This window comes from Pedobacter sp. TM02 (genome assembly GCF_059705275.1).
On sequence record NZ_AP046530.1, the window covers coordinates 2,168,500 to 2,182,450 of the forward strand.

The following is a 13,951-nucleotide window of genomic DNA, read 5'->3' on the forward strand; positions in this document are numbered from 1 at the left end:
AATTGCTATATTGTTTATGATGGCGAAGCGAAGCACCAGCCATGCGCAAATCAAGCAATACTGCAATCGAACGATATAAACAATTGAACACATGCAAAAACTATCAGAGGCCGATTTGATCATTAATCCAGACGGCAGCATTTATCATTTGAATTTATTGCCCGAAGATATTGCCGATACGGTAATTACCGTTGGCGATTTGGACCGTGTACCCGAAATCAGCAAGCATTTTGATTCGATAGAGCTTAAAAAAGGCAAAAGAGAATTTATTACCCATACAGGTTATATTGGCAAAAAACGCATAACGGTAATCTCTACAGGCATCGGAACCGATAATATCGATATTGTTTTTAACGAATTGGATGCCCTGGTTAATATCGATTTTGCAACCAGAACCATTAAAGATGAATTAAAATCACTGGATATTATCCGGATCGGTACTTCTGGAGCTATCCAGCCCGATATCCCAATGGGCACCATACTGGCCTCGTCATACGGTTTGGGTTTCGATGCTTTGATGAATTATTACATCCATCAGGTATCAGGCGAAGAACACAGCTTATTGGAAAGTATCAAAACGCATTTTTCGCATATCAGAAGCATTCATCCTTACCTCACTGCAGCCAACGACACCCTGCTGCAAACCATTGGAAAAGACATGGTACAGGGCATTACCATTACCGCTCCAGGCTTTTATGCGCCCCAAGGCAGGCAGGTCAGGGCCAAAAATGCAGTGCCCGATTTCATCAGTCAGCTCAACAGCTTTGCACAGGGCAAACACCGCATCACCAACCTCGAAATGGAAACAGCAGGTATTTATGCCTTGGCCAAAACACTCGGACATCAGGCATTGTCGGTCAATGCCATTCTGGCTAGTCGCGTAAAGTTTGAGTTTAGCAGCCAGCCCGAAAAAATCGTAGAGAAAGCCATTAAAACCGTTTTAGAAAGACTAGCCTAAATGCAACGGGTCAGAGACTTTATTTTAAGCTTTATCGACTTCTTTTATCCGCCATTCAGGAGGCTGATTGGGATTCAAACGTTCAGATATGCCTTTTGTGGTGGCAGCAATGCCCTGCTCAACCTGCTGGTTTTCTCGGTCAGCTACAATTTTCTCTTTACAGGTAAAGTGATCTATGTACTGGGCTTTGCCATATCGAGGTACATCGCAGCCTATCTGCTGGCTCTTTCCATTAGCTTTCCAATAGGTTTTTGCCTCAATAAATATGTAGTGTTTCAATCCTCCAACCTATTGGGACACGTACAGTTTGTACGCTATGCCAGCCTCACGGTAACCAATATCTTTCTCGATTATTTCCTGTTGCACTTATTGGTAGGTTACTTCGGGTTTTGGGCAACGCCATCACAGGCAATCATCATCGTGGTGCTTTCTTTGCTCAGCTATTTTTGCCAAACCTATTTTTCGTTCAAAACGGTCAGGAAAGAGGCTTGATTTTCTTGACGAAATCGGCTATGGTACTACTTTTATAACCTTTTTTGTTTACCCAGGCCAATAATTTATCCATTCTTGCAATCATTTGCGCACCTGAATTTTTACTTACATAGCCAGGAAATCCAAATTTCTGCTTATCGTTTAACGACGTAAATTCCCATGGATGAAAGTAGATGTTTACATAACCATCTTTCTGATAGGCCCTGCGCAACAAATGCTTGTATAGCCAAAGCGGGAAATTATGAAAAGACAACCAAAACAGCGGAATACGAAACATCGGGCTAACTGATGCCGGCAGCTGCCATACACCTTCTTTCTCAAAATAAGTCCTCGAAACACCCAAGTTATTGTACCTTCCCGGCAAATAAGTGGGATTGATGGAACTGTTGTACAAATAGCCCGCTTTGGCAATTTCCTGCTCGTCAACCGGCATCATCCTGGGCATCCGGAAGCCTGCTATAGGCAAGCCCGAGAGTTCTTCCAATTGCTGTTTGGCCAAGGCCAGGTCTTCAGTGGCAAACTTAGAATGGTAATAACTATGGGAGGCCAATTCATGGCCCTCCCTTTTAATACGTTCGATAATTTCGGGTGCATGTAGAGCAAATACGGCCGTTGAGAAGAAAGTAGCCGTTACCTGATGCTTCTTTAAAAGATCGAGGATTTGGTGCGAGCCCTCAACCGAAATACTGATTTGCGCTTCGAAAGCTATGGATTTTCCATATTCGAAAGCCATATCGAACTCTTCGATGTCAAAACTGATCAAAAACACTAGAGTATCCCTTCTATATTAGTTGAACGGATAATGTAATTCGGCCTGTTTTTGGTCTGCATAAACATTTTGCCAATGTAAATGCCGATAATACCCAGGATGATGAGCTGCAATCCGCCAAAAAAGGCAACAGTCATGATGAGCGATGCCCAGCCACTAACTGGTTTGCCCACGTAAAATGCATAAAGAACATACGGAACGTAAAGTACCGACATGAGCGAGAAAAAGAATCCCAGATAGGCGGCTGTATGCAAAGGCTTGGTGCTGAGCGAGGTAACGCCTTGTATAGCCAGCTTACGCATTTTGCTGACGTTGTATTTGCTGGCTCCGGCAAAACGGGCTTCCGGAATATAATCTATCGGACATTGTCTAAATCCTAACCATTTGACCAATCCCCTGATAAACAAATCATTCTCTTTAAAATCCCTGAAAATTTTGACGGCCTTTTTGTCTAACAGCCTAAAATCGGCCGTACCAGGCTCAATTTCAATGTCGGAAAGCGAATTGAGCAGCCTGTAGAAATAATAAGAGGTTTTACGCTTCTTAAACGGCAGTGTCTTGTCTTCCTTTCGGCGGGTGTATACAACGTCGTAGCCTTCTTCCCACTTTTGGAGCATTTGCCTGAACAATTCCGGCGGGTGTTGCAGATCTGCATCCAACGAAATTACGCAGTCGCCATTGGCATAGTCCAAACCAGCCTTTAATGCGGGCTGATGTCCAAAATTTCTCGAAAACTCGACGTAAAAGAAATTGTCTTTTGCCTTAGCCAGGTTTTCGATCACTTCCAGTGTCTTATCCGTACCCCCGTCGTCTACTACCAGGATTTCGAATCTGTAGGGCAAGGTGTCGAATACTTTCTCTATCCTGTCTACAATAACGATGATGTTCTCTTCCTCATTGTGGGCCGGGATAACGATTGAAACAAGTTTATTCATGTGTGTGTTGTATGGGTTTTAACTTAAATTTCTCTACTATCAGTTGGTAGATGATAGCCAGCCAGATGAGTATGCAAGGCAACGCCTTTAGAGAATACGGCTTTACGTAAGTCTCTTTCAGGTACCTTGGAAACAAATCGGATGGTGATAAACTGGTTAATACAAAGGCAAATATGAATAGAATAATAACAATCGGTTTGAGTGGCCTTTCTTGTATTACAAACCAAACCGCAACTCCGGTAAAGGCTACAATATAGGTAGGCGATTCTGAAGAATTGCTGAAGATGACCGCAAAAATGAGTGTAGAGGCTAAAATCAGGAGCCTAAATACTTCATTTTTATAATATTTGATGCGCAGATAAGGCAGGCCAAAGAGGAAAAGCCCCCCTAAGATAAAAGGCAAGTTGGGCAAGCTGGCATGGCCGCTGATCCGACGAGCCATACCCATTACCGAAATATCCTGCATAGAATTGAGCGAGGCGTTGAGGTGTTGTTTTTCGCTCAGCGAAACGAACCAGTCGTGGTAGCATTGCAGAATGTAAGCCGGCGAAAAAAACAGCATAGGCGCTACAAACATCACTATGGCCCAAAAGATACAGTACAATATAAATTTGGGTTTTTGTTTGGCAAAAAAGAAGAAGGCTAAGCCCACAATGCCGTAAAGCTTTACGAAAGTGCCCAGCATAATCACAAAAGCCGCCCAAAAATTCTTGCCCTGAACAATAAATACATAAGCCAGCACAATAATGGCCGTAATGGAAATATTGAACTGCAGGCCGAACATGGCTGTCAAGAGCTCGTGGGTAATGATCCAAAAAACCAAATTCACCTTGTTTTTGCCTATGGGCAATTGCGAAATGGCGAAAAACAAAAAGCCAATATTGGCCAATTGCCAAAGCAACATGCCCAAATAGTCGGGCAATTGTGCAAAAGGAGCAATAACCAAGCTGAAAAAAGGTCCGTAATGGTTCGAATCCTGGTACTGATTAAAATAGAAATCGTATAATGGTAATCTTTCTACCGCATGCAGGTAAACATATTTAAAAATCAGGTAGTTGTTGTTGGTAGGCTGAAATGCTTGTTTGATTGATACGGCCAACGCCAATGCTACCCAGATGGCAAATATAAAGTTCCGGTTGTTGAATAAATTGCATAAACTTGCCTTTAAGCGCAAATTGCTTTGCATCAGCGATTTCGTCACAATAGGTTATATTTGGTGTGTTAATAATTGTTCATTATTTTAACAAATATATAACTTAAATAACATTGCTGTTACAAAACAATAAATATTTTTAAACACTTACTTAAAGTGCGATTTCTTCGGTAACCAGTTCCTTGCCACTCGTATCTAAATACGTTACCGTACCAACGTTCAGGTCGATAATCCACTTTTCTACACCGGCTGAAGCAGCTTGCCTGCAGAAGGTCTGGTAATCGCTTTGGCCTTGCTGATGTGTTTTCAGAGCTTGCTGTAAGGCTTCTTTGTCTGACTCTTCTTCAATCAGCAGGTTTTCATAAGCTGGGCCACTTTCAATGCTCTCCTCTCCTTCGCCAAAATAAATAGCCATGCCATTCATTACATAAACATCGTTTCTCCGTACGCCCATTGCTTTGAGGGCTTTTGCAAACTGAGGGAAGTCGGCGCCGGTAGCCACTTTGCTGGCTGCCTGCTCAATGGCATCTAAGGTAAACATCTTTATAAAGGTTGAGGTTAAATTGGGGTTAATACATTACGGCATGAAGGCCAGTACAGTTAGGCAACAACAAAAAACGCGAATGGTTTGATTTAAGTACCAACTTTATAAATGGTAACTTGGCTATAAACTTCATCCGGCCTCAGCAAGGTTGAAGGAAACTGTGGCAGGTTAATGCCATTTGGGTGGTGCTGTGTTTCCACGCAAAAAGCATCAAACTCCTTATAATCCTGATTTCCTTTTCCGTTTTTTACATTAAGGTATTTGGCTGTATACAAATGTGCTACAGGTTCGGTGGTATAAATGCTTAAGGTAAGTCCGCTGTTGGCTTCGCTGGTTTTGCTGGCTAATGTCAGTTCGCCATAGGTTTTATCCAACACATAAGTCTGGTCATAGCCTTCTTCGGCATTCCAGTTCTGCCCTATGATTTTGCCTTTTCTAAAATCGTGATAAGTGCCCTCAACCGGTATCAATTTGCCGGTTACTACATAGTTGCTGTCTTGTTCCAAATAGTTGGAGGCATTCATTTGGTGCAGGTGCCCCGTAACTTGCCCTAAAGTGGGCGACAAGTTGAAATAGCTATGGTGGGTCAGGTTAATCGGTGTAGCTTCGTCTGTATCGGCCTGGTAGGTCAAGATCAGTTCGTTGTTGTTGGTCAATTCGAAAGTAAGCTGAACGGCCAAATCGCCGGGAAAATTCTCTTCGCCATCTAAGCTGAAATACTGGAATGTAACGCTGGCATTCGGTTCTTCGCTCGTAGAAACAATATCCCATACCTTTTTGTCGAAGCCCTTGAAGCCACCATGCAGGCAATCTTCGCCATTGGTTTTGGCCAATTGGTAATCGACACCATCAATATTGAATTTTCCGTTTTTGATGCGATTGGCATAACGCCCGATAATTGCTCCCAAATAAGGGTAGTTTGCCAAATATTCGTCACTTACGTACTGGTCAAAATGGTCAAAGCCCAACACAATATCCTGCATTTCGCCTTTGGCGTTCTGTACTATAAATTTGCTGATGATGGTGCCATAATTATAGATGCTTACGAGGGTGCCTTTGTCATTGTACAGTTCAACTGCAATCACTTCTTTTTCATCAATAATTTTACCCGTGTGTATTTGCTTTATTTTCATAAGTTGTATCTTAGGTGCTCAGCTAAAATACAATTTAAAATATAACTCTACCAAGAACTAAAACATGAAAAACCAATTAACCGAAGTATTTAACCAACATTATCAACAAGATCCAGCTGCTGCGTATTTTGCCCCGGGCCGGGTGAACTTAATTGGCGAACATATCGACTATAACGGAGGCCTGGTGATGCCTTGTGCCATTACGGCCGGAACCTGGTTGCTCCTGGCACCAAACAACGAGGGCATGATCCGTTTTAAAAGCGTAAACTTTAAAGACGAAAGCAGCTTTCCCCTGCAAAACAGCTATGAAAAAACGGGCGGAGAATGGTACAATTATCCTTTAGGAATTATTAACGAGCTTCAAGATCAGGATTGGAAGCTGACTACAGGCCTCGATCTGCTTTATTATGGCAATATCCCTATCGGCTCTGGCCTTTCGTCGTCGGCTTCTATCGAGGTACTTACCGCCTATGCCCTGAACGATTATTACCAATTGGGCCATGATAAACTCGAACTGGTTAAGCTTTCCAAAAAAGTAGAAAACGAATTTATAGGCGTTAATTCTGGTATTATGGACCAGTTTGCCATTGCCTTTGGCGAAGCCGACAAGGCTTTGGTGCTGAATTGCGATACCTTAAAATACAAAGTAGTAGATTGTCAGCTTGGCGACTATATTTTAGCCATCATCAACACCAATAAAACCCGCGAACTTTCTGAATCGAAATACAACGAGCGCGTTGCCGAATGCCAGGAAGCTTTGAAGGCACTGCAGCAAGAAATCAACATCAATTACCTGTGTGAACTCAATGCCGAAAAATTTGCCTTGCATAGCCACCTGATTGCGAATGATACCGTATTGAAAAGAGCAACCCACGTGGTCAGGGAAAATGATCGTGTGCACTCGGCGGCCAAGGCGCTCAATGCAGGCGAACTTGAAGAGTTTGGCCGCCTGATGTATGCTTCGCACCAATCGCTAAAAGAGCTGTATGAAGTTACCGGAAAAGAATTGGATGCCGTGGTTGATTTTTGCAAAACCTACGAGCATGTGATTGGCGCACGCATGACCGGTGCCGGATTTGGCGGCTGTGCCATTGCTTTGCTTAAAAAAGGTTATGAAGAGGATTTCGCAAAACACTTAACCGAAGATTACGTCACTAAAATTGGCTATCCGGCTGCAATTTATGTGCATGCCATTGGCGATGGCGTAAAAACCCTGGCTGTTCCGGTTAATTAATTCCCTGTAGATTCTCTTCAAAACAACTAGGTTTTTCTAAGTTTGTACATGCGAAAACTGAAACTCGACGAATTGAACCGTGTAGGCGTACAGGAATTCAAGGAACAGGAAAAACTGCCTGTAGTAGTAGTATTGGATAATGTGCGGAGCATGCACAACGTAGGCTCGGTATTCAGAACGGCAGATGGCTTTGCCATCGAAAAGGTAGTATTATGTGGCATTACGGCACAACCTCCGCATCGCGAAATCGAAAAAACGGCCTTGGGCGCCACCGATTCTGTCGATTGGATCCATTTTGCAGATACCTTAACGGCCATTGGCAGCTTAAAGGCCCATGGTTATGAAATTATAGCCATTGAACAGGCGGAGAACAGCACCATGCTCAATGTTTTTAAACCTGATGTGAATAAAAAATATGCGCTGATTTTTGGAAACGAAGTCAATGGCGTAAGTGACGAAGCTATGAAAAACATTGATTCTTGCATAGAAATACCACAATTTGGCACAAAGCACTCTTTTAATATTGTGATTTCTGCCGGCATAGTGCTTTGGGATTTTTTTGCCAAACTCAGATTGTAGCTCATGGAAGACGCACTTTTCAAAAAACTGCAGGTAAAAGCAGGATTTAAGCTCAGTATTATCAATGCTCCGGCTAATGCCGGTGCCATTTTCGATCCTATACCTGCCGCTATCGAAATATCTTTTGCCCCGCAAGCCGATTTTGACGCTATCTTGATCTTTGCACAAACCAAAACCGCCCTGATGGATTCTTTAAAGGCAAATGCAGCTGCGATTGGCGCTAAAACCATCTGCTGGATTTTGTATCCCAAAGCCAAATCAGGCTTGGCTACCGATTTAAACCTGATGCAATCGTGGGATGATTTAAAGGTATTTAACCTGGCCCCCTGCGCTTCGGCCGCTGTTAATGAAACCTGGACGGCCTTAAGGATCAAACCTGCCGATGCCCAAAGGAAATCGGGTGTTGGTAATCAGGAAATTACAGGCAATGCCTTTGGCGAATACATTGACGTAGCCAATAAAAAGGTGAAGCTTCCTGCCGATCTTCAAAATGCACTGGAAAAAAGCACGAAAGCCTTGGCTTTTTATGAGCAGCTCTCCTATTCCAACCAAAAAGAATACGTGCTTTGGATATTAACGGCCAAGCAGGAAAAAACCAGGCTCGAGCGCATAGAAAAAGCCTTGGAAAAACTAGAAATCGGCTTGAAGAATCCCAGTGCTAAAAACTAACTTTGTCTAGTAAAGTATACAATATTTATCTTTTTTTACGCTAAACGCGGTTTGCAAGTCATTTCAAACCAAGCCACCTAACTTGTTGAACCCATGCGAGTTGATGTCGTTCTGTAGCTTTTTGGCAGGGTTTTTTCTCTGTAGTGGATGTAACAAACTTGTTGAGTTACTTTTAAGAACACATACAAAAACAGAAAAACATGAACACAAAAATTATCAAATCGACAATGCTAGTTGCAGCGCTTGGCTTATCTACCCAGGCATTTGCACAAACACCAACGGCAGATCGCTTCTCCACCCAAAGTTTCCGTACTTGGTCTGTTGGAGTTCATGGTGGTGTATTGACACCAAGAACACTATTTGATGGAAAATTCCGTGATTTCCAAACTGCAAAAGAAAATATTGGTTATGGTGGTTACATCAAAAAACAAATTTTGCCTTCGTTAGGTATTCAAGCCGAGTTCTTGGCTGGTAAGGTACAGGGCTTAAGAAGCCAACTTGGCGTTGATGCCAATGGCGACCCGACCTACATTGCCAACTCTGGCTTCAAAACGCATATCCAGTGGTCTGGAGCCTTAACAGCGGTTTATAACATTGCCAACATCAACATCAATGATGAAAATGCTGTGTTGATCCCTTATGTTAAAGCTGGTGCTGGTTACATGTCGTCGGGTGCAGATTACTACAATGGCGCCGTACAAAACAACCAGAGCTACATGGAAAACTGGTTTATTCCAACCGGAATCGGTTTCAAAGTGGGCGTAGCCAAAGGTATCAACCTTGACTTAGGCTATGATGTAAACTTTGTAAAATCAGGTAAATTCGATGGAAGCAATGGTTTAAGAAACGATAAATTTACTTATGCCCACGCCGGTTTAGAATTTGCATTGGGTAAAAAAGAGAAACCACAATTGCAAAACTACAGCTCTTTGGCTAGCGTACGCATTCAAAGCAAAGAAGAAAGCGATGAGTTGAGAAGAGCTTTGTCTACTGCCGAGCAAAATGCACAAAGAGACAGAGAGCAATATGCGAAAGATATGGGCGATGATGACGGCGATGGCGTAGCCAACAAATTCGATAAATGCCCAGGTACTCCTGCAGGTACTGTTGTTGATGGTTCTGGTTGTCCATTGGCCACTCCAAAACCTCAAATCATTAAAGAAACCAAAGTTGTAGTAACCGAAGCCGACCGTAAAGTAGTTGCCGAGGCGATTAAAAACTTGGAATTTGATTTGGGTAAATCTACCATCCGTCAAAAATCATATGCAAGCTTAAACGATGTTGCCGCTTTGTTAATGAGTAAAGATTTCAGCTTGAAACTAGCTGGTCACACCGACAATACCGGTTCAAGAGCACTAAACTTGCGTTTGTCTAAAGACAGAGCAGAAGCGGTTAAAGCTTACTTGGTAGGTCAAGGTGCCAATGCTTCACGTATCGAAGCTACCGGTTATGGTCCTGACCAACCTATTGCCACCAACAAGACTGCGGCTGGCCGTCAAGCCAACCGTCGTGTTGAGTTCACTTTGTACTAAGCACAGATAGTCTGAAATAATAAAATCCCGCTAGGTATTTCTAGCGGGATTTTTTTTTGGATTTTCTTTTCTTCCACTCCAACCCTTCCGATAAACTTGGATGAGGCTACCCTCCTAAGGAAACGAATTAGCTAGCAAGAATTTTGTCAGGTGTTATGGGCAAGCTTCTGATCCTCTTACCAGTGGCATTGAACACGGCATTGGCTACCGCGGCCGAAAAGCCGATCAAGGCAATTTCGCCCATGCCTTTTGCCCCCATCGGGTTGATGATTGGGTCGGGTTTGTCGATGAAAATCACGTCAATATCCGGCACATCGGCATTTACCGGCACATGGTAATCGGCAAAGTTGTTGTTTACGTAACGCCCGTAACGATTATCTAAAATGGCTTCTTCGGTTAAAGCCATCCCTATACCTCCAACGGCACCGCCCACCATTTGGCTTCGGGCTGTTTTAGGGCTTACGATTTTACCCGAATCGCCAACCGAAACGATCTTGCTCACTTTAACCACACCGGTAGCCTGATGTACTTTGACCTGCACAAAGTGGATAGAGAAAGAATACATCGAGTAGTTTTTGGCCTCAGGGCTTCCCTGCGATTGCTTGGTGACTTCAATCATTGGCAGATTGTTCTTTTTGAGCACATCTACAAAGTTTGAAGTGGCAGCCATGCCTGAATTAGCCGCCAATTCGGCTATCGTTGATTTTAAGGAAACGCATACGTCATTTACCGCGGCACCAACTGTAGAAAGCGTAGCCGAACCGCCTTGGCTGGGTGCAGGTGGCAACGACGAATCGCCCAGCTCGAAAGTAATTTTATCTACCGGAAGGCTCATCAGCCTGCTGGCTATTAAAGTCATGCCGGTTCCGGTACCCGGACCAATATCGCTGGTAGCACTTTGCAGCACCAAGGTTCCATCGGCTTTCAATATGCCCTTTACGCTTGCACGCCCCCTGGAGGCATTAAATACGCCTACGCTAACGCCATAGCCTATTTGCCATGGGCCATCGTTTAGGCTTGCCGGTTTGTTTTTTCGGTTGCCCCAGCCAATTTTGGCTGCGCCTAATTTATAAGCCTCCTTTACATATTTACTCGAAAATGGCCTATTTTGGGCAGGGTCTGTTTCGGGATCGTTTTTTGTCCTGAAATCCAAGGGATCCATGTCCAAGGCATACGCCATTTCATCAATGGCACTTTCTAAGGCGAAAGCACCCGTAGCTTCGCCCGGACCCCGCATCCAAATGGGAACGCCCATATCGAGTGGCACTACATAATAATTGGTATTTACATTTTCTGAAGCATACATGAACTTGGTCATGTTCACCACGCCTTCGGTAAAGTTCTCATAAGTGGCACCTTGGCCAAAAGCGGTATGGGTGATGCCGGTAATTTTGCCGTCTTTGTTGGCGCCTAAGCCTATTTTCTGGTAAGAAGCGGGTCTGTTGCCTACCATAGTAAACATCTGATCGCGGGTAATTACCAGTTTTACAGGCTTTTTCAGTTGCTTGGAAGCCATCACGGCCGCAATTTCCAAAGGCCAGGTTCTGAGTGCCATGCCAAAACCTCCACCTACAAATTGGGAGTTGACTTGTACGTTTTCTACAGGAATTTTAAAAGTGCCGGCAATGGTATTCTGCGTGGATTTTACGCCCTGCGTTTTGGAATAAACCGTTACTTTGTCGTTAACGCCCCAATCGGCGATAATGCCGTGCAGCTCCATGGGGTTATGAGTTTCTACAGGCAAAGTATAAACCGCCTCTACCTGTACTTCAGCAGTTTTGTAGGCGTTTTCTACGCCCCGTTTATACGGTGCCTGGCCTTGCAACTTCTTGGCTTTGGTGTCTTTAATACTTCCTTCAAAATCGGTATTGAAAGGCGTTTTTTCATAGCTTACCTTTACCAATGAAGCGGCATAGGTTGCTCTTTCGAAAGTATCGGCAACGACAAGTGCTATAGGCTGACCATTGAAAAAGATCTGATCGGTATAAAAAATCTTCATCGGCGAACCACCCTCTTGCTCATAGGCAGGCACCGAAGGTTTATTCAAATGGGATAAAACCGCTAAAACGCCGGGCGCATTGTTGGCTGCCTTGGCCTCAATGCCTATAATTTTACCCTTGGTGATGGTGCTTGTAACCAAAACGCCATAAACCAGGCCAGGCAATTGATATTCGGCAAAGTACTTGGCTTTTCCAGTTACCTTTTCGATGCCGTCAACGCGATCGTTTTCGTCAATAAAAAATAAATCTTCCATGTTAGGCTTTGGCTAGGGCTAAGGTTAATGCTTCTACAATTGTATTTGGGGCCAAAGTGAGCTTAAAATCGTTTTCTCCAAAGCTCTTCGCACCATCCATGGCTATTTTGGATGCCTGTTCGAAATTGGCTTTGTTGGCAGCTTTGCCTTTGAGAAAGTTTTCTGCTGTTGCCAAGCGCCAAGGTTTGTGCGCTACACCGCCCATGGCCAAGCGGGCTTCATTAATAAGGCCGTTTTTTATCTCTAATGCGGCGGCTACAGAAACCAGTGCAAAGGCATAGGAAGAGCGATCGCGCACTTTGAGGTAGTGGAAATTCTTGTTGAAATTATTGGCAGGGATTTCTACGCGTAGAATTAACTCTCCTTTTTGGAGGTTGTTGTCTTTTTCTGGGGTATTACCTGCGAGTTTGTGAAAATCGGCAAACTTTATTTTTCGCTCTCCTTTTGTACTTGCCAAAACTACTTGCGCATCTAAGGCTACCAAGCCAACGCACATATCGCTGGGGTGTACAGCGATGCAATGCTCTGAAGTGCCAAAGATGGCATGCATTCTATTATAGCCTCCTATGGCACCACAACCGCTTCCAGGTTCGCGCTTATTGCAGGGCATAGTGGTATCATAAAAATAACCACAACGGGTACGTTGCATCATATTGCCACCAACCGTAGCTACATTGCGCAATTGCGCGGAAGCACCTGCCTGTAGAGCCATACTTAGCAAAGGGAATTTTTCCTTTACAATGGGCGCTTCGGCCAAGGCTGTATTGCTGGTTAAGGCGCCTATTTGTAATAAATTATTAGTGAAACTGATTTGTTTGAGGGGCAAATGATTAATATCGATGAGCTTTTCGGGCGCCGTTACGCCCCTTTTCATCAAATCGACCAAGTTGGTGCCACCAGCAATAAAAACAGCTTTCGAATCCTTATTGATCAGGCTCAGAGCCGTTTTAACTACCGAAGTTCGAAGGTATTGGAAGTTGATCATACCTTAACTCCTTTCTCTTTTACTTCTTGTATGGCATCTACAATATTCGGATAAGCGCCACAGCGGCAGATGTTGCCACTCATGTACTCTCTGATTTCATCTTTAGAATTGGCATGGCCTTCACGTACACAGGCTACTGCGCTCATGATTTGTCCGGGTGTACAATAGCCGCATTGAAAGCCATCGTGCTTAATAAAAGCAGCCTGCATGGGATGCAGCTCATCGCCATTAGCCAAGCCTTCGATAGTGGTTACGGTTTTGCCTTCGTTCATTACTGCCAAACTGAGGCACGAATTTATCCTTTGCCCATCCACGTGTACGGTGCAGGCACCACATTGGCCATGGTCGCAACCTTTTTTGGTGCCAGTGAGGTGCAATTGTTCTCTCAACAGGTCTAATAAAGTAACCCTGGGTTCGACCTTGAGGTTATAAGCTTTATTGTTCACTTTTAAGTTTAAAGGTATTTTTTCAAAAAGCTCGGCAAAATGTTCGTCAACTTTCTGGTCGGCGGCCTTAAGAATGGTGATTGGCGTTAAGGACAGGGCCGCGGCTAAAGAAGTTTTCTTCAAGAAATCGCGTCGGCTATCGCCGGTTTGGCTCTCAGCTGCTTTTGACATAAGGGAATAGCGTTTAAGGATAATTACCTAATATCGGAATAAGAACTTTGGTTTAAAATGGACAGCACTTATTTAGAAGCAATCTAAAGGTTTAACA

At 43.8% G+C, this 13,951-nt stretch carries 14 protein-coding genes; 6 read left to right on the forward strand and 8 right to left on the reverse strand.

Annotation, left to right across the window (positions count from 1 at the left end):
• Positions 1-91 precede the first annotated feature (91 nt).
• Together AC6H1S_RS09075 and AC6H1S_RS09080 are read left to right on the forward strand one after the other, a co-directional pair.
• Positions 92-958 (forward strand): nucleoside phosphorylase, encoded by an 867-nt coding sequence (locus tag AC6H1S_RS09075; protein ID WP_497565970.1) that lies wholly within the window; start codon positions 92-94, stop codon positions 956-958.
• A complete protein-coding gene (locus AC6H1S_RS09080; protein ID WP_497565971.1) occupies positions 959-1,450 on the forward strand; it encodes a GtrA family protein in 492 nt (163 codons plus the stop codon).
• On the opposite strand, the gene AC6H1S_RS09085 is transcribed toward AC6H1S_RS09080, so the two are convergent.
• From AC6H1S_RS09085 to AC6H1S_RS09105, 5 genes are all read right to left on the reverse strand, one after another.
• Positions 1,434-2,219 carry a polysaccharide deacetylase family protein gene (locus AC6H1S_RS09085; protein ID WP_497565972.1) on the reverse strand — a complete coding sequence of 262 codons (786 nt, stop codon included), beginning with the start codon at positions 2,217-2,219 and terminating at the stop codon, positions 1,434-1,436. The genes AC6H1S_RS09080 and AC6H1S_RS09085 overlap by 17 nt on opposite strands.
• Positions 2,219-3,154 carry a glycosyltransferase family 2 protein gene (locus AC6H1S_RS09090; RefSeq protein ID WP_497565973.1) on the reverse strand — a complete coding sequence of 312 codons (936 nt, stop codon included), beginning with the start codon at positions 3,152-3,154 and terminating at the stop codon, positions 2,219-2,221. Before AC6H1S_RS09090 ends, AC6H1S_RS09085 begins: the two co-directional genes overlap by 1 nt.
• Positions 3,147-4,355 (reverse strand): glycosyltransferase family 87 protein, encoded by a 1,209-nt coding sequence (locus tag AC6H1S_RS09095; protein WP_497565974.1) that lies wholly within the window; start codon positions 4,353-4,355, stop codon positions 3,147-3,149. The genes AC6H1S_RS09090 and AC6H1S_RS09095 overlap by 8 nt, the downstream gene beginning before the upstream one ends.
• 103 nt (positions 4,356-4,458) lie before the next feature.
• Positions 4,459-4,848 (reverse strand): DUF1398 domain-containing protein, encoded by a 390-nt coding sequence (locus tag AC6H1S_RS09100; RefSeq protein WP_199139582.1) that lies wholly within the window; start codon positions 4,846-4,848, stop codon positions 4,459-4,461.
• A 92-nt stretch (positions 4,849-4,940) separates the two neighbouring features.
• Entirely contained in the window at positions 4,941-5,984 is a 1,044-nt protein-coding gene (locus tag AC6H1S_RS09105; RefSeq protein ID WP_497565975.1) for an aldose epimerase family protein, read from the reverse strand.
• Between the two features lie 64 nt (positions 5,985-6,048).
• On the opposite strand from AC6H1S_RS09105, the gene AC6H1S_RS09110 reads away from it, so the two are divergent.
• The 4 genes from AC6H1S_RS09110 to AC6H1S_RS09125 all read left to right on the forward strand — a co-directional run bounded on the left by AC6H1S_RS09110 (position 6,049) and on the right by AC6H1S_RS09125 (position 9,998).
• Complete coding sequence (locus AC6H1S_RS09110) at positions 6,049-7,218, forward strand: galactokinase (RefSeq protein ID WP_497565976.1); 1,170 nt, start codon at positions 6,049-6,051, stop codon at positions 7,216-7,218.
• A gap of 48 nt (positions 7,219-7,266) precedes the next feature.
• A complete protein-coding gene (locus tag AC6H1S_RS09115; RefSeq protein ID WP_497565977.1) occupies positions 7,267-7,797 on the forward strand; it encodes an RNA methyltransferase in 531 nt (176 codons plus the stop codon).
• 3 nt (positions 7,798-7,800) lie between these two features.
• On the forward strand, positions 7,801-8,466 hold the full coding sequence (locus AC6H1S_RS09120; protein WP_497565978.1) for a YdeI/OmpD-associated family protein: 666 nt from the start codon (positions 7,801-7,803) through the stop codon (positions 8,464-8,466).
• 200 nt (positions 8,467-8,666) lie between these two features.
• The gene (locus AC6H1S_RS09125; protein WP_199139573.1) at positions 8,667-9,998 is read left to right on the forward strand and encodes an OmpA family protein; all 1,332 of its coding nucleotides are present in this window, start codon (positions 8,667-8,669) and stop codon (positions 9,996-9,998) included.
• A 127-nt stretch (positions 9,999-10,125) separates the two neighbouring features.
• On the opposite strand, the gene AC6H1S_RS09130 is transcribed toward AC6H1S_RS09125, so the two are convergent.
• The 3 genes from AC6H1S_RS09130 to AC6H1S_RS09140 are packed head-to-tail and all read right to left on the reverse strand — an operon-like array spanning position 10,126 to position 13,854.
• Positions 10,126-12,252, reverse strand: a complete 2,127-nt coding sequence (locus AC6H1S_RS09130; protein WP_497565979.1) for a xanthine dehydrogenase family protein molybdopterin-binding subunit — start codon at positions 12,250-12,252, stop codon at positions 10,126-10,128.
• Position 12,253: 1 nt separating this feature from the next.
• Positions 12,254-13,237 carry an FAD binding domain-containing protein gene (locus AC6H1S_RS09135; protein ID WP_199139569.1) on the reverse strand — a complete coding sequence of 328 codons (984 nt, stop codon included), beginning with the start codon at positions 13,235-13,237 and terminating at the stop codon, positions 12,254-12,256.
• Positions 13,234-13,854, reverse strand: coding sequence for a (2Fe-2S)-binding protein (locus AC6H1S_RS09140; RefSeq protein ID WP_497565980.1), 621 nt, complete (start codon positions 13,852-13,854; stop codon positions 13,234-13,236). Before AC6H1S_RS09140 ends, AC6H1S_RS09135 begins: the two co-directional genes overlap by 4 nt.
• Positions 13,855-13,951 lie beyond the last annotated feature (97 nt).